At 69.6% G+C, this 18,505-nt stretch carries 13 protein-coding genes; 5 read left to right on the top strand and 8 right to left on the bottom strand.

Going from position 1 to position 18,505, the window contains the following annotated elements; all coding sequences use genetic code 11:
- The coding region (locus tag FB157_RS49405) for a hypothetical protein (protein ID WP_222440935.1) at positions 1–1,264 on the top strand (1,264 nt) is incomplete at its 5' end.
- Between the two features lie 566 nt (positions 1,265–1,830).
- Here the strand turns inward: FB157_RS49405 and FB157_RS15380 are convergent.
- The 3 genes from FB157_RS15380 to FB157_RS15370 all read right to left on the bottom strand — a co-directional run bounded on the left by FB157_RS15380 (position 1,831) and on the right by FB157_RS15370 (position 5,530).
- The gene (locus FB157_RS15380; RefSeq protein ID WP_145879928.1) at positions 1,831–2,436 is read right to left on the bottom strand and encodes a dTDP-4-dehydrorhamnose 3,5-epimerase family protein; all 606 of its coding nucleotides are present in this window, start codon (positions 2,434–2,436) and stop codon (positions 1,831–1,833) included.
- A 98-nt stretch (positions 2,437–2,534) separates the two neighbouring features.
- Positions 2,535–3,488 carry a glucose-1-phosphate thymidylyltransferase RfbA gene (rfbA, locus tag FB157_RS15375; protein WP_145879926.1) on the bottom strand — a complete coding sequence of 318 codons (954 nt, stop codon included), beginning with the start codon at positions 3,486–3,488 and terminating at the stop codon, positions 2,535–2,537.
- Positions 3,489–3,706: 218 nt separating this feature from the next.
- The gene (locus FB157_RS15370; protein WP_145879925.1) at positions 3,707–5,530 is read right to left on the bottom strand and encodes a phosphoenolpyruvate carboxykinase (GTP); all 1,824 of its coding nucleotides are present in this window, start codon (positions 5,528–5,530) and stop codon (positions 3,707–3,709) included.
- 280 nt (positions 5,531–5,810) lie between these two features.
- Here FB157_RS15370 and FB157_RS15365 point away from each other — a divergent pair, with 280 nt between their 5' ends.
- From FB157_RS15365 to FB157_RS15350, 4 genes are all read left to right on the top strand, one after another.
- Entirely contained in the window at positions 5,811–6,524 is a 714-nt protein-coding gene (locus tag FB157_RS15365) for a hemolysin III family protein (RefSeq protein WP_145879923.1), read from the top strand.
- 111 nt (positions 6,525–6,635) lie between these two features.
- Positions 6,636–8,204: an MFS transporter gene (locus tag FB157_RS15360; RefSeq protein ID WP_145879921.1), complete on the top strand. Its 1,569-nt coding sequence runs from the start codon at positions 6,636–6,638 to the stop codon at positions 8,202–8,204.
- Complete coding sequence (locus FB157_RS15355; protein ID WP_145879919.1) at positions 8,201–8,842, top strand: TetR/AcrR family transcriptional regulator; 642 nt, start codon at positions 8,201–8,203, stop codon at positions 8,840–8,842. Before FB157_RS15360 ends, FB157_RS15355 begins: the two co-directional genes overlap by 4 nt.
- A gap of 33 nt (positions 8,843–8,875) precedes the next feature.
- Complete coding sequence (locus FB157_RS15350; RefSeq protein WP_145879917.1) at positions 8,876–9,598, top strand: Mut7-C RNAse domain-containing protein; 723 nt, start codon at positions 8,876–8,878, stop codon at positions 9,596–9,598.
- Here the strand turns inward: FB157_RS15350 and FB157_RS15345 are convergent.
- The 5 genes from FB157_RS15345 to FB157_RS15325 all read right to left on the bottom strand — a co-directional run bounded on the left by FB157_RS15345 (position 9,595) and on the right by FB157_RS15325 (position 18,365).
- Positions 9,595–11,997 (bottom strand): galactose oxidase-like domain-containing protein, encoded by a 2,403-nt coding sequence (locus FB157_RS15345; protein ID WP_145879915.1) that lies wholly within the window; start codon positions 11,995–11,997, stop codon positions 9,595–9,597. The two genes, FB157_RS15350 and FB157_RS15345, sit on opposite strands and share 4 nt — an antisense overlap.
- Positions 11,994–13,175 carry a glycosyltransferase family 2 protein gene (locus tag FB157_RS15340; protein ID WP_145879913.1) on the bottom strand — a complete coding sequence of 394 codons (1,182 nt, stop codon included), beginning with the start codon at positions 13,173–13,175 and terminating at the stop codon, positions 11,994–11,996. The genes FB157_RS15345 and FB157_RS15340 overlap by 4 nt, the downstream gene beginning before the upstream one ends.
- Positions 13,172–14,824 carry a glycosyltransferase family 39 protein gene (locus FB157_RS15335; protein WP_145879911.1) on the bottom strand — a complete coding sequence of 551 codons (1,653 nt, stop codon included), beginning with the start codon at positions 14,822–14,824 and terminating at the stop codon, positions 13,172–13,174. Before FB157_RS15335 ends, FB157_RS15340 begins: the two co-directional genes overlap by 4 nt.
- Complete coding sequence (locus FB157_RS15330) at positions 14,821–16,089, bottom strand: glycosyltransferase (RefSeq protein WP_145879909.1); 1,269 nt, start codon at positions 16,087–16,089, stop codon at positions 14,821–14,823. The genes FB157_RS15335 and FB157_RS15330 overlap by 4 nt, the downstream gene beginning before the upstream one ends.
- Positions 16,090–16,304: 215 nt before the next feature.
- A complete protein-coding gene (locus tag FB157_RS15325; RefSeq protein ID WP_145879907.1) occupies positions 16,305–18,365 on the bottom strand; it encodes a thioredoxin domain-containing protein in 2,061 nt (686 codons plus the stop codon).
- Between the last annotated feature and the right edge of the window lie 140 nt (positions 18,366–18,505).

The following is an 18,505-nucleotide window of genomic DNA, read 5'->3' as shown; positions in this document are numbered from 1 at the left end:
CACCGACATCGCCCTGGACACCCTGGGCACCAACATCACCCTGGACACCCTGGACACCGACGTCACCCTGGACACCCTGGAAGCCCTGCGGACCCTGGACACCGACATCGCCCTGGACACCCTGGGCACCAACATCACCCTGGACACCCTGGACACCGACGTCACCCTGGACACCCTGGAAGCCCTGCGGACCCTGGAAGCCCTGGAAGCCCTGGAAGCCCTGGACGCCCTGCAAGCCCTGCACGCCGACACCGGCGTCGCCCTGGAAACCCCGCGGGCCCTGGACGCCGACGTCGCCCTGCGCACCCTGCGGACCCGTGGCACCGGTCAGGCCGTTCGAACCCGTGGCACCCTGTGGGCCTGTAGGACCGGTGGCACCCGTGGAGCCCGTGGCACCAGTGTCGCCCTGCGGGCCCTGCGGGCCCGTGGAGCCGGTGGTCCCGGTGGCGCCCTGAGAACCCTGCGGACCCGTGGCACCGGTCAGACCGGTCGAACCCGTGGCACCCTGCACACCCGGGTCACCCTGAGCACCCTGCACGCCGACACCGACGTCACCCTGGAAGCCCTGCGGACCCTGCACACCCGGGTCACCCTGAGCACCCTGCACGCCGACACCGACGTCACCCTGGAAGCCCTGCGGACCCTGGACACCGACATCACCCTGGACACCCGGGGCACCCTGCACGCCCGGGTCACCCTGAGCACCCTGCACGCCGACACCGACGTCACCCTGGAAGCCCTGCGGACCCTGGACACCGACATCACCCTGGACACCCGGGACACCCTGGACACCCGGGTCACCCTGAGCACCCTGCACGCCGACGCCGACGTCACCCTGGAAGCCCTGCGGACCCTGGGCACCGACATCACCCTGGACACCCGGGGCACCCTGCACGCCGACACCGACGTCACCCTGGAAGCCCTGCGCACCCTGCACGCCCGGGTCACCCTGAGCACCCTGCACGCCGACACCGACGTCGCCCTGCGCACCCTGGACGCCCGGGTCACCCTGAGCACCCTGCACGCCCACACCGACGTCACCCTGGAAGCCCTGCGGACCCTGGACACCCGGGACACCCTGGACACCCGGGTCACCCTGAGCACCCTGCACGCCGACACCGACGTCACCCTGGAAGCCCTGCGGACCCTGGACACCGACATCGCCCTGGACACCCTGGGCGCCAACGTCACCCTGCGAGCCCTGAACACCCTGGAAGCCCTGCGGACCCTGGTTACCGGGCGTTCCCTGGACACCCCCGGGTGAACCCTGCGGACCGGTGTCACCCCGGTCGCCCTTGTCACCCTTGTCGCCCTTGTCGCCCTGCGGGCCCTGGACACCCGGGACACCCTGCGGGCCCTGGGGGCCGGTGTGGCCACGCGGGCCCTGAGGGCCCTGAGGGCCGTGGTCGTCGTCGTCGCCGTACGGGTCGGCCTTGCCCTTGCCGTGGTCGGCACTCACGGCACCCTTCGGGCCGGGCAGCCCCACACTGCTGTTCACGCCGGACCGATGGATCGCGTCGGCAACGGCCACCGCGCTCGGAGCGATATTGAGCACGACGGCAAGCGCGCCCACGGAAACCATGGTCGCGGATTTGACGCGTGAACTCCGCATTGTTTTACGGCTCACTGAGAACCTTCCTCGCGAAACTTGGGGAAGTGGCCACATCGCAAGCGCACATACTGAGTACGCTGCCCCGGACGGGGCCACTGACAGAGCCATTGTTCACTCCCAGCCGCGGAATGAATACGAATCTGCCCCTGGCATAGTCCAATATCACCCGAGTGGCCTCAATGAGCAGAAATAGCGCAGGGCACTCCAAGAATTCCGACTCAATGGAACTCGGCGCCTGCAAGACTTCCGCGATACGCACTGCAGGCCTCGAAGGAGGGCAGCAGGCCCTGCCGTTCGGCCTCCTCCAACGTGGGCGCCGCCGCGTCCTTGCCGGAGAGACGTGGTACGAGATCCTCGGGCCAGGCGATGGCCAGCGAAGGGTCGAGCGGATTGATCCCGAACTCCCTCTGCGGCGCGTACCCCTCCGAACACAGGTAGATGACCGTGGAGTTGTCATCCAGCGCCATGAAGGCGTGACCCAGCCCTTCCGACAGATAGACGCAACGGTGCGTGGTGTCGTCCAGCCGAACCGCCTCCCATTTCCCGAAAGTCGGGGAGCCGGTGCGGATGTCGACCACCACGTCGAGCACGGCGCCGCTGACGCACGTCACATACTTGGCCTGTCCCGGTGGAACCGACGCGTAGTGGATACCACGGAGAGTGCCGCGGAGGGAGCGGGAGCAGTTGGCCTGCGCAAGGCGGAGCCCCTGGCCGAGAGAATCGAGGAATCTCTCGGCCTTGAACCACTCATGGAATCGGCCCCTGTCGTCCGCGAAGACAGTGGGCGTGTCCACCCAGGCCCCTTCAATTCCCAGTGGTCGCATGTGACCACTTCCTTCCATCACGCTGCTGTTCTTGCCGAACTTGACGTCCGTGTCTTCGGGACGTCAGCCGCGCGACTTTAGTCAGGAGAAGGGTGCCGTCACGCAAATGCTCCGGGACCGGTGCCCAGCAGTTCTCCGCCACGCGATCCGGCGTCTCCGCTGCTCCGTGGGGGCCCGACCAGGCACGGGGAATCCTCCAAAAGCCCCAGCAGGTAATGGCCGTACCCACTCTTGAGCAGCGGCCGGGCCAGCTCCCGGAGCCGGTCGTCGTCGATCAGGCCGGCCCGCCAGGCAGCCTCCTCGATACAACCGACCTTGAAGCCCTGGCGCTCCTCGATCACCCGGACGAATTCCGACGCCTGCACCATGGAGGTGAAGGTTCCGGTGTCCAGCCAGGCCGTGCCCCGGTCGAGCCGGGTGACGTTCAGTTCCCCGGCCTCCAGATAGACGCGGTTGAGGTCGGTGATCTCCAACTCGCCCCTGGCGCTCGGCCGAAGGCCGTGCGCGATCTCCACGACCCGGTTGTCATAGAAGTACAGTCCGGGTACGGCGTACCGCGACTTGGGCCGGACCGGTTTCTCCTCGATGGACAGCACCCGGCCCCGCTCGTCGAACTCCACGACACCGTAGGCCGAGGGGTTGGCGACCTGGTAGGCGAACAACCTGCCGCCCTTCAGATCGTCGTAGCGGGCCAGCCGTGTTCCCAGGCCGGTGCCGTGGAAGATGTTGTCCCCCAGAATCAGCACGACCGGTTCGTCGCCGATGAAGTCGGCCCCCAGGACGAGAGCGTGAGCGATACCCTCCGGGCGTTCCTGCGCCGCGTATTCCAGCCGCAGGCCCAGTTGAGCGCCGTCGCCGAGCAACCGGCGGAACTGGTCCTGGTCGTCGGGGGTGGTGATGATCAGAATCTCCCGGACGCCTGCCATCAGCAGGGTGGAAAGCGGGTAGTAGATCATCGGTTTGTCGAAAACCGGCAGCAGCTGCTTCGACACCGAACGGGTCAACGGCCACAGCCTTGAGCCGGTACCCCCGGCCAGCAGAATTCCGCGCACGGGATCACCATAGGCGAATTGCCCGTAGATGCACCTTTCGCGCGACGCGTGGCGTGTACCGACCTGCGTCTGCGCCGGGCCATGTGCCGACGGGGCCCGCCCCGTACGCCGTTGTACGGTGCGGGCCCCGGGCCTCTTCGTGGTGCCGTCACCACGGCCGGCCGTGACGATCGCTGGTCAGGGCATCCCAACCGGCCGTGGAGTCTTGTCCGCGGGTCTCAGCCCAGGCGCTCGACCAGCGCGCGGTACTGGTCCCACAGCTCCTTCGGAGTGTGGTCGCCGAAGGTGTTGAGGTGGTCGGGGACGAGGGCCGCCTCCTCGCGCCAGATCTCCTTGTCGACCGTGAGCAGGAAGTCCAGGTCGGACTCGGCCAGCTCCAGGCCGTTCGTGTCCAGCGCGTCCCGGGTCGGCAGGACGCCGATCGGGGTCTCGACGCCCTCGGCCTTGCCGTCCAGGCGCTCCACGATCCACTTCAGGACGCGGCTGTTCTCACCGAAGCCCGGCCAGACGAACTTGCCCTCGTCGTTCTTCCGGAACCAGTTGACGTAGTAGATCTTCGGCAGCTTGGACTGGTCCTTGTCCTTGGCCACGTCGACCCAGTGGGCCATGTAGTCGCCCATGTTGTAGCCGCAGAACGGGAGCATCGCGAACGGGTCGCGGCGCAGCTCGCCGACCTTGCCCTCGGCGGCGGCGGTCTTCTCGGAGGCCACGTTGGCGCCGAGGAAGACGCCGTGGTTCCAGTCGAAGGACTCGGTCACCAGCGGCACCGCGGTGGCGCGGCGGCCGCCGAAGAGGATCGCCGAGATCGGCACGCCCTTCGGGTCCTCCCACTCCGGCGCGATGATCGGGCACTGGGAGGCCGGGACGGTGAAGCGGGCGTTCGGGTGGGCGGCCGGGGTCTCGGACGCCGGCGTCCAGTCGTTGCCCTTCCAGTCGGTCAGGTGGGCCGGGGACTCCTCGGTCATGCCCTCCCACCAGACGTCGCCGTCGTCGGTGAGCGCGACGTTGGTGAAGACCGCGTTGCCCCACAGCGTCTTCATCGCGTTGGCGTTGGTGTGCTCACCGGTGCCGGGCGCGACGCCGAAGAAACCGGCCTCGGGGTTGATCGCGTACAGGCGGCCGTCCTCGCCGAAGCGCATCCAGGCGATGTCGTCGCCGATGGTCTCCACGGTCCAGCCGGAGATCGTGGGCTCCAGCATGGCGAGGTTGGTCTTGCCGCAGGCGCTCGGGAAGGCGGCGGCGACGTACTTGGACTCGCCCTGCGGCGGGGTGAGCTTGAGGATCAGCATGTGCTCGGCCAGCCAGCCCTCGTCACGGGCCATGACGGAGGCGATGCGCAGGGCGTAGCACTTCTTGCCGAGCAGCGCGTTGCCGCCGTAGCCGGAGCCGTACGACCAGATCTCGCGGCTCTCCGGGAAGTGGGAGATGTACTTGGTCTGGTTGCAGGGCCACGGGACGTCCGCCTCGCCGGCCTCCAGCGGGGCACCGAGCGAGTGGACGGCCTTGACGAAGAAGCCGCTGTCGCCCAGCTCGTCCAGGACGGCCTGGCCCATGCGCGTCATCGTGCGCATGGAGACGGCGACGTAGGCGGAGTCGGTGATCTCCACGCCGATCGCGGACAGCGGGGAGCCGAGCGGGCCCATGCAGAACGGGACGACGTACATCGTCCGGCCCTTCATCGAGCCGCGGAACAGGCCCTTCTCACCGGCGAAGATCTCCCGCATCTCGGCGGGGGCCTTCCAGTGGTTGGTCGGGCCGGCGTCCTCCTCCTTCTCCGAGCAGATGAAGGTCCGGTCCTCGACGCGCGCGACGTCGGTCGGGTCGGAGGCGGCGTAGTAGGAGTGCGGGCGCTTGATCGGGTCGAGCTTCTTGAAGGTCCCCTTGTCGACGAGCTCCTCGCACAGTCGCTCGTACTCGGCCTCGGATCCGTCACACCAGACCACGCTGTCCGGCTGGGTCAGTTCGACGATCTCGTTGACCCACGAGATCAGTTCCTGGTGGTTGGTGGGGATGACGGTGGGAGCCGCGATGTCGCGCGCCACGATTGCTCCTAATTGAGGGATTTTATGTCTTGTCGCCCCGTGGGGGCTGCGACCCGGACGCTTCGTAGCTGCTCATCCGGTGCCGACCGCACTCATTTGATCATCCGATTCTAGTGCCCATCTGTCCAGAGGGCATCACAGGTGAGCAACGTGAGGAATCCCACGGTTTCCGTGATTCTTTGCGTGCACGTGGAGTTCAACAGAAGGACTTTTTGCGTTACGGCCACTCACGAGGGCGCGCTCACACACGACTTACGGCGCCGTAGGTACCATGCCCCGCATGACTGCGCCCGTCCCCGACGCGCCCACGGACTCGCCGGCCGCCGGCCGCGGTCCCACCGCGCTCTCCCTGCCGCACCCGGCCAAGCCCAGGCTCCGCGGCTGGCTGCACCTCGGCATGTTCCCGGCCGTACTCATCGCGGGGCTGGTACTCACCGCCCTCGCCGACTCCACCAGAGGCCGCATCGCCTGCGGGATCTACGTCCTGACGGCATGCCTGCTCTTCGGCGTCAGCGCCCTGTACCACCGGGGCAACTGGAGCCCCCGGATGGACGGCGTCCTGCGCCGCCTCGACCACGCCAACATCTTCCTGATCATCGCGGGCACCTACACCCCGCTGACCATGCTGCTGCTGCCCGGCGCCAAGGGCCAGTGGCTGCTGTGGAGCGTCTGGGCCGCGGCCGCCGCGGGCATCGTCTTCCGCGTCTTCTGGGTCGGCGCCCCGCGCTGGCTCTACACCCCCTGCTACATAGCGATGGGCTGGGCGGCCGTCTTCTTCCTGCCCGACTTCATGCGCACCGGCGGCATCGCCGTCCTGGTCCTGGTGATCGTCGGCGGCCTGCTCTACAGCGCGGGCGGCGTGATCTACGGCATCAAGCGCCCGAACCCCTCGCCGCGCTGGTTCGGCTTCCACGAGGTCTTCCACTCCCTCACCCTCGCCGCGTTCGTCGTCCACTACGTGGGCATCTCGCTGGTGGCCTACCAGCACTCATAGCCCTTTCGAGCAGCCCTCTCCGGCCACGGCGCCTCCGCCGTGGCCGTTTTTCATGCCCTGACAACGTATCCCTATTGACGTCTACCATCTTTTGAGAGCTACTCTCATTTCATGGTTACTGTCATCCAGACCGACGAGACGCGGCACGACCCCCGCCGCTGGTGGGCCCTCGGGGCCCTGGTCGCGAGCATGCTCACGCTCGGCTTCGACATGACGATCCTCAACGTGGCGCTGCCGACCATGGCGGAGCAGCTCGGCGCCACCACCGGCCAGCAGCAGTGGATGGCGGACGCGTACGTCGTCGTGTTCGCCGCGCTGATGCTCCCGGCCGGACTGCTCGGTGACCGGTTCGGACGGCGGCGGATGCTGATCACCGGGCTCGGGATCTTCCTGGCCGGCTCCCTCGTGGGCGCCCTGGCCGGGGACGTGAACTGGGTGATCGCCGCCCGCACCGTCATGGGCGTCGGCGCCGCGCTGATCACGCCGCTGGCGATGTCCGTGCTGCCGTCCCTGTTCACGCCCGACGAGCAGGGCAAGGCCCTCGGCCTCGTCTCCACCGGCTCGGCCCTGGGCCTGCCGCTGGGCCCGATCATCGGCGGCTGGCTGCTCGACCACTTCTGGTGGGGCTCGGTCTTCCTGATCAACATCCCGATGGTCGCGCTCGGCATCCTCGCCTGCGTCCTGCTGCTGCCCGAGACGTGCGACCCGGCCTCCCCCGCGGTCGACTCCCTCTCCACCGTGTTCACCACGGCCGGGCTCGGCGCCCTCATCTACGCGATCATCGAGGCCCCCGACCGCGGCTGGGGCGACCCGCTGATCCTCGCCGTGTTCGCGGCAGCCGCGTGCCTGGTCACCGGGCTGGTGCTGCGCTCGCGCCGGGTCCGGCGCCCCATGCTGGACATGAGCCTGCTCGCACAGCGCGGCTTCCTGCTCAACGCCGTCGCCGCGACCCTGGTGATGTTCGTGCTGTCCGGCCTGATGTTCGTGCTGCCGCCCTATCTCCAGGCCGTCCTCGGCAACGACACCCTCGGCACCGGTGTCCGAATGCTGCCGATGGTCCTCGGCCTGTCCGTCGCGGCGAAGCTCGCTCCCCCGCTCGCCGGCCGCTTCGGGTCGCGCGCCACGGTCAGCGCGGGCCTGGTGGTGCTGGCCTTCGCCGCCCTGCTCGGCAGCCGTACGACGACGGACTCGGGCTACGGCTTCACCGCCCTGTGGCTCACCGTCGCCGGCCTCGGTTTCGGCTGCGCGCTCGTGCCGTCCATGACCGGCGCCCTCGCGACCCTGCCCCGCGACCGGGCCGGCAGCGGCTCCGGACTGCTGATGACCCTGCGCCAGGTCGGCTCCGCGATCGGCATCGCCCTGCTCGGCAGCCTGCTGGCCAACGTCTTCCGCGACCGGCTCGACGTGACCGGCCTGCCCGCACCGGCCGCCCACACGGCCGGGGACTCGGTGGTCGCCGCGCATCTGATCGCCGAGAAGGCGGGCTCCGCCCACCTCGCCGCCTCCGCGAACGGCGCGTACGTCCACGGCATGGGCGTGGTGCTGCTGGTGTGCGGCGCCGCCGCCCTGGTCTCCGCGCTGCTGGCGGCGGCGTTCCTGCCGAACACCCCGGCCGCTCGGCGCACGGAACGTGAGGAGGTCCCGGCCGTGGCCGCCCCCGCGGGAGATGCCGGACAATGACGGGCATGACGGCCGCTCACTCCCCCGCCTCCGCCGCCGACCGCCCCCGCCTCGGTCTGCGCGAACGCAAGAAGATCAAGACCCGTGAGGCGATCCGCGCGGCGATGTACTCCCTGGTCGAGGAGCAGGGGTACGACGCCACCACGATCGACCAGATCGCCGACCGGGCGGAGGTGTCGCCGTCGACCGTCTTCCGCTACTTCCCCACCAAGGAGGACATCGTCCTCACGGACGAGTACGACCCGTTCATCCTGGCGGAGATCAGGCAGCGGCCCGCGGAGGAACCCTGGGCGGACACCATCCGGCACGCGCTGCGGCGGGCGGTGCGGCAGGCCGTCGACGAGGACCAGCGGATCCTGCGGCTGCGGACGCACCTGATGGTCCAGGTCCCCGCGGTGCGCTCGCGCATGATGGAGAGCATGTCGGTGACCGGCCACATGCTCTGCCAGGTCATCGGCGAGCGCACCGGCCGCGATCCGGAGAGCCTGGAGGTGCGGGTCTACGCCATGTCGCTGATCGGCGGCCTGATGGAGACGTCCATGTACTGGGCCGAGCACGGCCAGCGGGACGACTTCGAGAGTCTCGTCGACCGCACCCTGGGCGTCCTCGAACACGGTCTCTCCGCCGAAAAACCCTGAGGCCCCGGCCCGGCCCCGTGCCATCCTGACGATGTGAACGGACCCGAGATCCACGTCGAAGTCGCCCCCGCCCTGCAGCTTTTCGTGCCGCCCGTGCGGCGTGCGGGCGCCACCGCCCTGGGTACGGACGGCGTCTCGACCCTCGGCCACGTGGTCGAGTCCCTCGGGATCCCGCTGACGGAGGTCGGCGCCCTGGTGGTGGACGGCCGCGAGGTGCCGCCGTCGCACATCCCGGCGGCGGACGAGCGCGTCTCGGTCCGTGCCGTGCAACGCCCCCAGCAGGTCCCCGGCGCCCCGCTGCGCTTCCTGCTCGACGTCCACCTCGGCACCCTCGCCCGCCGGCTGCGGCTGCTCGGCGTGGACACCGCGTACGAGTCGACCGACATCGGCGACCCGGCGCTGGCCTCCCGCTCGGCCGCGGAGAAGCGGGTCATGCTCAGCCGCGACCGGGGCCTGCTGCGCCGCCGCGAGCTGTGGGCCGGGGCGTACATCTACAGCACCCGCCCCGACGACCAGCTGCAGGACGTCCTCGGCCGCTTCGCCCCGGACCTGCGCCCCTGGACCCGCTGCACCGCCTGCAACGGCCTGCTGAAGGAGGCCACCAAGGAGGAGCTGGCCGACCGTCTCAAGGGCGGCACGCAGCGCTCGTACGACGTCTTCGCCCAGTGCACGGAATGCGGCCGCGCCTACTGGAAGGGCGCGCACCACGACCAGCTGGAAGCCATCGTGGAGCGCGCCATCGCCGACCGGGGCTAAGCCCTGCGGGTGTCTCCCTTCCCGCAGGCCACGCCGTCCCCGTTGCGGTCGAGACCCAGCGGGTCGTCACCGCCGTTGACCTCCAGGCGGCCGTAGTGGTTCTGCTTCAGCCAGGCGCAGCGGGCGGCGGTCGTCTTCTTCACCTGGGCCGGGAAGACCGTCGGCACGCACACGTTGACCGAGCCGTAGTGCCGGTCGCAGCCGGAGATCGTCGGGCTGACCTTCTGCGACGTCCGCCTCTTGCCCGGCCCCGAGACCTTGCCCGACAGGGAGTCGGCGAAGGAGTGGACGTGCGGGGAGGCGGCCGAGGCGCTGAGCGCGGCCGGTCCCTGCAGGTGCACCCACCTGGCCACCGACGGCACCCCGTTCGCGTCCACCGCGAAGAGCATGTACCAGCCGGGCGGGGCCAGGTTGGGGTTGCTCGTCACGTTCAGGTCGACGTTGTTGCCGTCGACGGACAGCGGCAGGTCGACGAAGCGCTGGTTCGGGTCGGAGGAGTGGGTGACCGCGGCCGGGCGGATCAGCTCGGCCTTGGCGATGGGCCGGTCGACCGTGATCCGCTGGGTGTCGCCGTACTTCCACTCCTGGTTGATCACCGAGGTGATCGTCGGGCGGGTGCCCTTGTAGAGGTAGGGCGGGGTGTAGATCGACACGTTGTGGTTCCAGGTGCCGTTGCCCGGGTTGTCGCCGGTGGCCATCACCCGGCCGTCGGGGAGCAGGAACGCGGAGGAGTGGTAGCCGCGGGACTCGGGGTCGGCGGCGACGGCCTCGAAGCGGTTGGCGGCCGGGTCGTAGATCGAGGACTCGTACACGGGGTTGGCCCGGTTGTGCAGGGCGCCGCCCGTCTCCAGCACCTTGCCGTCGGGCAGCAGGACGGCGGAGACGTACATCTTGCCCTGGTTGCCGGTCTCGGCGACCTTCCCGTTGCCGAGGTCCACCGTGCCCTGCGGGATCGGCGGGCCGGCGACGTACGACGGGTTCGCCTGCTTGAGGTCGATCAGGTCGGTGAGGCGGTTGGCGTCGGGGTTGGACTCGATGTTGCCGCCGCCGATGGTGAGGACCTTCTGGTCCTGCGCCGGGGGCAGCAGCACGCTCGCCGACTGGTCCCGCTCGTCCTTGTTCTGCAGCCCCGGGATCTGGGTGACCGTGTTGGCGTCGTAGTCGTAGACCGCCGAGCCGGTGCCGGGGATGTTGTTGCCGAAGACATGGCTGCCCGTGTAGAAGAGGCGGCCGTCCTGCATGAGGACCATCGACGGGTACAGACCCCAGTACGACCAGGTCTGGTTGACCTTCCACAGCGGCAGCCACTGCTGGTCCTTGTCCGACCAGCGCTCGGCGGTCACCGATCCGCTGGAGTCCTCGCGCAGACCGCCGAAGGAGACGACGTCACCGTTGCCCAGCTCGGTCGCCGACGGGTACCAGTGGCCGTCGTTGAGGTCGTTGGTCTTGCTGTAGGTCTCGGTATTCGGGTCGAAGATGTACGAGTCCTTGAAGCCCTCGTACCCGTGCCCGCCCGGAACCGGGTACGCCTTGTTGCCGCTCATGACGAGGACCCGCCCGTCCTGGAGCTGCACATGGCCCGCGCAGAACATGTCCTTGGGCGTCGGGACGACCTTGTAGGTGCCGTTCGCAGGGTCGTACACCGCCGAGGTGAAGGTGCCCGCGGCGAAGTTCTCCTCGCTGTTGCCGGAGCCGGCGATCAGCAGCACCTTGCCGTTGTTGAGGACGACGGAGTGCATGGAGCGGACCGGGTTCTGCGTCGGCAGCACGGACCAGCTTCCGTTGGCGCAGATCTGCTTCGTGGCCGTGCACGACGGGGGCGGGACCGTGTCCGGGACCTGGTCCATCGTGTAGTCGTCGGTGGTCGCCGAACCGGTGCCGTACACCGACACACCCCAGGTGATGCGGTCGGTACCGGCCGGGATTCCCGGCGTGCGGACCGTGGCCTGCGTCCAGCTCGACGACATGTCCAGGGTCTTGAGGTCGGTCCAGTACTGCCAGCCGGCGGTCGCGTCGTGCCGGAACAGGGTGATGTTGGCGTCGGGTGTCGTGGTCTTGTACCAGAGCCCGAGGTCGTACTGCTTGCCGACGGTCACCACCGGCGCGCACGCGGTGGACTCGGTGATCAGCGCCTTTCGGTCGCCGTCCACCCGGCGGGTCAGCGTGACCTTCATGGCCTTGGCGCCGGAGTGCGCGTCGGGCGTGGTCTGGAAGCTGAAGTCGTTGTCGCCCCAGCCGGACTTCTCCCAGCAGTACGGCATGCCGTCCGTCCCGGCGGTCTCGAAGCCCGGGTTCTTGACCAGGTTGGCGGCCACGGCGCTCTGCGGCGAGGTGAGGAGCAGACCGGCGGTCAGGGCCCCCACCCCGACCAGCGCGGTCCGTCTGCGGTGTTTGTTCACACGGCTCTCCTTGGGGTTGTACGGTCCCCCCGCCTGCGCGGGAGATAGACCAGCGCCTCGGTCCCGACGAAGCGCAGGACGAACGTCATCACCAGCGCGAACGCGGTGGCCGGCAGCGCACCCATCCCGAACCGGTCGACGAGCAGCGCGATCAGCGGGATGCGCAGCACCAGGTCCGCGTTGGCGAGGAGCGCGAACCGGCCGAGCCGGTCCCACCAGCGCCGGTGCGCGCGCCGGTCGCGGAACAGCAGCTGCTCGATGAGCAGGAAGTTCCAGGCGACGCCGAGCTGGTTGGCGAGGATCTCGGCGGGGACGTAGTGCAGGCCGAGCACGGTCAGCGCCCACAGTCCGACCAGGTTCGGCACGAAGCCGCTCGCCCCGATCAGCCCGAAGCCGACCATGCGGGCGACCGGCGAGGCGGTGCGCAGCCCAACCAGGTGGCGCAGGAAGCGGAAGCCCTCCTGCGCGGTCGACTTGGACTCGCCCGCGAACCGGTCCTGGAAGACGAACGGCACCTCGGCGACCTGCCGGGGACGGCTGCGTACGGCCAGCTCGAGGAGGATCTTGTAGCCGAGCGGCTTGAGCACGTCGGCGGTGACCACGCTGCGCCGGATGGCGAAGAAGCCGCTCATCGGGTCGCTGATGCCGTGCAGCCGGCGCGGGAACAGCGCCTTGGTCAGCCAGGTCGCACCGCGCGAGACGGCCACCCGGTAACTGCCGGCGAGTCCGGCCCGGCTGCCGCCCTTGATGTACCGGGAGGCGACCACGAGCCCGGCGTTCGTCCGCTCGCCGGTGGCCACCAACTCCGGTACCAGGGAAGGTGGATGCTGGCAGTCGCCGTCCATGACGACGATCCAGTCCGAGGACGCCGCCTTCAGCCCCTCGACCACCGCCCCGCCGAGACCGCCGGCCGGCTCCTCGCGGTGCAGCACGGCCACCGGGAACGGGCAGTCCTGCGCGGCCGCGCGGATCACCTCGGGGGTGTCGTCGGTGGAGTCGTCCACGAAGACGACCTCGCAGGGCAGCCGCGCGGGCACCGACTCGGTGATCTGGTGCAGCAACTGCCGTATGTTCGCCGACTCGTTGAAGGTCGGTACGACGATGGTGACGGCACCGGGTTCGGCGACTTCCGCGGCGTCCAGGCCCTCGGCGGGAACCGCGTACTCATGGCTGCTCATCGTGCGCCTCCCACGGCTGCCGTCCGGATCTGCCGGATCTCGATGCGGTCGGGGCCGCTGCCGAAGGTGGCGACGGGCTCGGAGTGCCGGATGGCGGCTCTGACGTTGGGCAGGTCCTTGGCGTCACGGCGGACGGTCGGCGAGGCGACGACGTAGTCGATGTCCCGCCAGCCGTGCGGCAGGGTCTTGGTGACGGCCGGGTCGAGGTCGGCCTTGTAGAACCAGATCGCGCCGAGTCCGGGCCGGTACCCGGCGTGCACGAGGTCCAGCCAGAGGGCGTCGTCGACCAGGACCCGGGTGGCCTTCGGGTTCTCGACCTCGGTGCTGAGCCAGGCGGAGGCCTGCCGGTAGGGCCTGTTGGCGTCCGCCGTGAGGGCGGTGCGGTCGCCGTCGTACCAGTGCGGCACGACGAAGGCGCCGGCGGCGAGGGCCAGCACGACGGCCAGCGCGTACCGGCCGCCGGTGACGTACCGGTTCTCACCGTCGGTGCGCCGGCGGCGCACGACGGCGTGGGTGACGGAGGCGGCGCCGCCGGCCAGGACCAGGGCGAGGAAGGGCAGTGCGCCGATGATGTACATGGCGGGCAGATAGCCGCCCGGGCGCATGGCCACGGCGGCCAGGATCGCCACGGCCAGGGCGGGTCCCGCGAGGGCGCGGGCGGTGACCGACCAGCGCCAGGTGACGATCAGCAGCAGGGCTCCGGCGAGGCCGCCGAGGGGCAGCACCCGGTCGTAGTAGAGCCAGGAGTGCAGCACGCCGTGGGAACCGGAGGAGGCGTCCAGGATGAAGCCCGAACCGGGCCTGGACATCTGGTACTTGATGCCGTCCCAGAGCGAGACGTGCCCGCTGCCCGGGAGCAGCTCGCCCTTCAGCAGGGCGAACAGCGGGTACGAGAAGCCGATCAGCGCGCAGGCGGTGACGGCTCCGGTGAGGGCGAACTTGCGGGTGTCGCGGTGGCTGTTCCGCCACATGGTGACGAACAGGGCGGGCAGGACGACGAGCATCGTCTCCTTGGTGAGCACGCCGGCGGCGGCCGCGAGGCCCGCGCCGAAGTGGTGCCACAGATGCCGGCTGGGCGAGGCGGCCAGGCAGAACGCCAGCAGCAGCCACATCACGGCGATGTTGTCGAGGAAGATCTCGCGCTGGAGCACGACGGCCAGCGGGGAGAGCCCGAACAGGGCCATGCCGAGCGCGGCGGCCCAGCGGGGCAGGGAGAGCCTGCGGCCGAGGACGTAGACCAGCACCGCGCTGATGCCGCTGATCACCAGCATGGCGAACCGCATGGAGCCGACGGTCATCGAGCCGGGGCTGATCACCGAGGGTATCCAGGTGAGCAGGGCTATCTGGAGCCAGCCGAGCGGCGGGTGGTCGTACCAGTAGGTGTAGTGGGCCAGGCCCTTGCCGTTCTGGACGGCCCAGGCCTGGGCGAGGTAGGTGCCCTCGTCGTCGCTGAGGGTCGGGTAGTCGGTGATGTTCCAGCCCTGGACGACGAGGATCGCCACCAGCAGGAGACCGCACAGCAGCAGGTCGGAGCGGGAGGAGCGGAGCCGCTCCGGCGGGCTCGTTCGGCCGGTCGAACGCTCATCAGGCGCAGGCTTGCGCTGCGCGGGGACCGTCGGAGGGGTCACCGCGGGAAGAGTGGAGGTCACGCAGGAACGTCCTCTCGGATCGGCTCGGCCGCGGTGAGGTGCGCGCCGACGTGAGTGGTCAGCTCCCAGTCGTTCCGGCCGCGCTGCTCGCGCCACACGGCGCGGATCGCGGCTCCGGCGAGGAGGACCTGGTAGAAGGGGCCGCCCACGACGAGCTTCACGTAGTGGACGAAGCGGACCCTGAGCCCGTACTGCTTGCCGAAGTCGTGCAGTCCGACCACCTCGAAGACGAAGGTGACGGCTGCGGTGACCAGCGGCAGGAAGGTGAGGAAGGCGACCCCCACGGGCACGTCGAGGAACAGCGCGACGGCCGCGTTCACCGGGATGATCACACCGGAGAAGGCCTGCAGGAACGGGGTCATCAGGGTGTACCGGGCGAGCAGCCGCTGCCGCAGAGCGGGCAGCTGCTTCCAGTCCTTCTTCCGGTAGACCTGCAGGAAGCCCTGGTTCCAGCGGGTGCGCTGCTTCAGCAGCGACATCAGGGAGCCGGGGGTCTCCTCACGGGTGACCATGTCGGAGTCGTAGGCGACGACGACCTTCTTGCCGACGCTGGACAGGCGAACCCCCAGGTCGCAGTCCTCGGCGAGGCAGTTGGGGTCCCAGCCGTCCGCTTCCCTGAGGACGTCGGTCCGCACGAAGACGGTGTTGCCGCCGAGCGGGATGAACCCCTTCTGTGCGTGCAGGTGCAGCCGGGAGCGGAACCAGAAGAAGTACTCCAGGCAGTTGCGCAGGCTGTACCAGCTGGAATGGAAGTTGATGAGCTGGACGCCGCCCTGGACGACGTCCGCCTCCGTGGTCCGGAACGCGTGGTCGACGTGGGCGAGCAGCTCGGGGTGGACCTGGTCCTCGGCGTCGAAGACCCCGACGACGTCACCGCGGCAGTGCGGCAGCGCCGTGTTCATGGCCTTGGGCTTGTTCTTCTTCTCGTGCGTGTCGACGACGACGCGGACACGCCGGTCGCGCTCGGCCGCCGCCCGGGCCACCTCGGTGGTCTCCGGGTCGTCGTGCCCGACGATCACGATGATCTCGAAGTCGGTGTGCGTGGACTCCAGCAGCCGCTGGATGGTGTGGTCGAGTACGGCCTGCTCGTGCCGGGCCGGCAGAAGCAGCGAGAAGGACAGGTGCTCGTCCCCGTCCGGCCTGCTGAACCGGGTGGAGGCGAGCACCTCGGGCGTGCGCCACGCGTGCATCTGCCACCACAGGGTGAAAGCAGCCATCCAGAACAGAGCAACCGAAACAGCAGCGACAAAGACAGACGTCAGCAAAAAGATCCCCCCAGATCCCCAATGCCCCCTGCGCGCGCAACGGTCATTCACACCCGTCGCACCAATGTGGAGAGACTAGGGGCGATCTGTGAAGCGCGGGAGCTCTTCCGATAAATAACGTGTTTCGGAACGTGGTAGGGGTAGCGGGATCAATCCGAACACCTGCTCACATTTGGACAGTTCGACTGACCCGTCCTCCCGCGCCTTCCGGCGGGTCAGCGGATGTTCAGCGCGGCCCCCAGCCGTTCCGGATCCGTCGTCGGGACGTCACAGGTGAAATTACGGCAGACGTACGCAGCCGGTTCACCGTCCACGAGCGGACGGTCGGCGAGCAGGGGGAACTCGTCACTGTCCGGAGTCCCGACGGCGACGACGGCGCCCGGCGCGGTGCCGAGAAGTGCCGTACGGTGCAGGGCGGTCGTCCGCTCGTCGCCGAGGGACGGTCCGACGACCGCGACCTCCCGGGGTCCGTCGAGCAACCCTTCCGCGGCGGCGAGTCCCCACCCGATGAACCGCGGCACGCGCGGTCCGAGCGCCTTCACCACACCCAACGCCCGTTCCGCCGCCACCCGATGGGGCTCCGAGCCGGTGTGGGCCGCATAGCTCAGCAGGGCGCCGGCCGCCGCGGTCCAGCCGGACGGTGTGGCGTTGTCGGTGGGGTCCTGGGGCCGGCGGATCAGCCGCTCCGCGTCGGAGGCGGTGTCGTAGAGCGCGCCGTTGTCGGGGTCGGTGAAGCGGGCCAGCACATGGTCGAGGAGCAGCCCGGCGAAGTCGAGCCAGACCCCCTCGCCGGTCACGGACGCGAGCGCGAGGAAGCCTTCGGCGACGTCGGCGTAGTCCTCGAGCACGCCCGCGTTCGGGCCCACCCGTCCGTCCTTGCTGGTCCGGGCGAGCCGTGCGTGGTCGTCGAGATGCACGCGTACGAGGAGGTCGGCGGCGAAGAGGGCGGCCTCGACGAGGTCGGGCCGACCGAAGTAGGCGCCGGTCTCGGCGAGCGCGGCGATCGCCAGCCCGTTCCAGGCGGCGACGACCTTGTCGTCACGTCCGGGCGCGGGCCGCTGCGCACGCCTGTCCAGGAGGCGTTCCTTGATCGACGCGATCTTCCCGGCCTCGAAGACGCCCTCGGTCTGCGGGAGCTGGAGAACCGACTGCCCGTGCTCGAAGGTGCCCTCCTCGGTCACCCCGAAGTACTGGGCGGCCGACTCGGCGTCCTCGTCACCGAGGGCGTCCCGCAGCTGCCCGGGCGTCCACACGTAGTACGCGCCCTCGACGTGCCGCCCGCTCCCGTCGTCGCTGTCGGCGTCCAGTGCTGAGGCGAACCCGCCCTCGCCGGTGCGCAGTTCGCGCACCATGAAGTCGGCGGTCTCCAGCGCGACCCGGCGCGCGAGGTCGCTGAGTCCATCAGCGGCTCCGCCGCGGGCGGTGGCCCGCCACAGATGGGCGTACACGCGGCACAGCAGCGCGTTGTCGTACAGCATCTTCTCGAAGTGCGGCACGACCCAGTCGCGGTCGACGGAGTAGCGGGCGAACCCGCCGCCGAGCTGGTCGTAGATCCCGCCCCGGGCCATCCGCTCGCAGGTGTCCTGGGCCATCTGCAGGGCGCCTTCGGCACCGGTGCGGGCGTGGTGGCGCAGCAGGAACTCCAGCACCATGGACGGCGGGAACTTCGGCGCACCGCCGAATCCGCCGCGCTGCGGGTCGTACTCGCGGGTGAGCCCGAGGAGGGCCTGGGCGAGGTCCGGCTCGCCGGGAACCCGGTCGGTCTGATAGTCGATCTCCCGCTGGGCGAGATCGCGCACGATCTTCCCGGCGACCTCGCCGACCTCGTCGCGCCGGTCGTCCCAGGCCTGCCGGACACCCTCCAGCACCTGCCGGAAGGAGGGCATGCCGTGCCGGGGCTCGGGCGGGAAGTAGGTGCCGAAGTAGAAGGGTTCGGCGTCCGGGGTGAGGAACACGGTCATGGGCCAGCCGCCCTGGCCGGTGGCCGCCTGGACGGCCTCCATGTAGACGGCGTCGACGTCGGGACGTTCCTCTCGGTCGACCTTGATGTTGACGAAGTGGTCGTTCATGAAGGCCGCGGTCACCTCGTCCTCGAAGCTTTCGCTCGCGAGGACATGACACCAGTGGCAGCTCGAATAGCCGACGCTCAGCAGCACGGGCACACCCCTCTCCCGCGCCTCGTCGAAGGCCTCGGCCGACCAGGGCCACCAGTCGACGGGGTTGTCGGCGTGCTGGAGCAGGTAGGGCGACGTTTCGTGAGCCAGTCGGTTCGGCATACCCCCCATCCTGCCCCACGTGTTCCGGTCAGTCCCGCGAAGACTCCGCCGTCCACGCAGGGCGCACTCGGGAGTGGTCCCAGGACTGCCCGCCCTTCACACCCGGCCGGACGACGCAGTCGGAGAACAGGATCCGCTCC

This window comes from Streptomyces sp. BK340 (assembly GCF_007827595.1).
GTDB lineage: Bacteria > Actinomycetota > Actinomycetes > Streptomycetales > Streptomycetaceae > Streptomyces.
This window is presented reverse-complemented; position numbering and strand designations above follow the sequence as displayed.

What these genes read in the sequence shown, in the direction of transcription:
- FB157_RS15380 (WP_145879928.1), bottom strand. Translation starts at nt 2,436, where the DNA reads ATGCGACCACTGGGAATTGAAGGGGCCTGGGTGGACACGCCCACTGTC.
- FB157_RS15365 (WP_145879923.1), top strand. Translation starts at nt 5,811, where the DNA reads ATGACTGCGCCCGTCCCCGACGCGCCCACGGACTCGCCGGCCGCCGGC.
- FB157_RS15360 (WP_145879921.1), top strand. Translation starts at nt 6,636, where the DNA reads ATGGTTACTGTCATCCAGACCGACGAGACGCGGCACGACCCCCGCCGC.
- FB157_RS15355 (WP_145879919.1), top strand. Translation starts at nt 8,201, where the DNA reads ATGACGGGCATGACGGCCGCTCACTCCCCCGCCTCCGCCGCCGACCGC.
- FB157_RS15340 (WP_145879913.1), bottom strand. Translation starts at nt 13,175, where the DNA reads ATGAGCAGCCATGAGTACGCGGTTCCCGCCGAGGGCCTGGACGCCGCG.
- FB157_RS15325 (WP_145879907.1), bottom strand. Translation starts at nt 18,365, where the DNA reads ATGCCGAACCGACTGGCTCACGAAACGTCGCCCTACCTGCTCCAGCAC.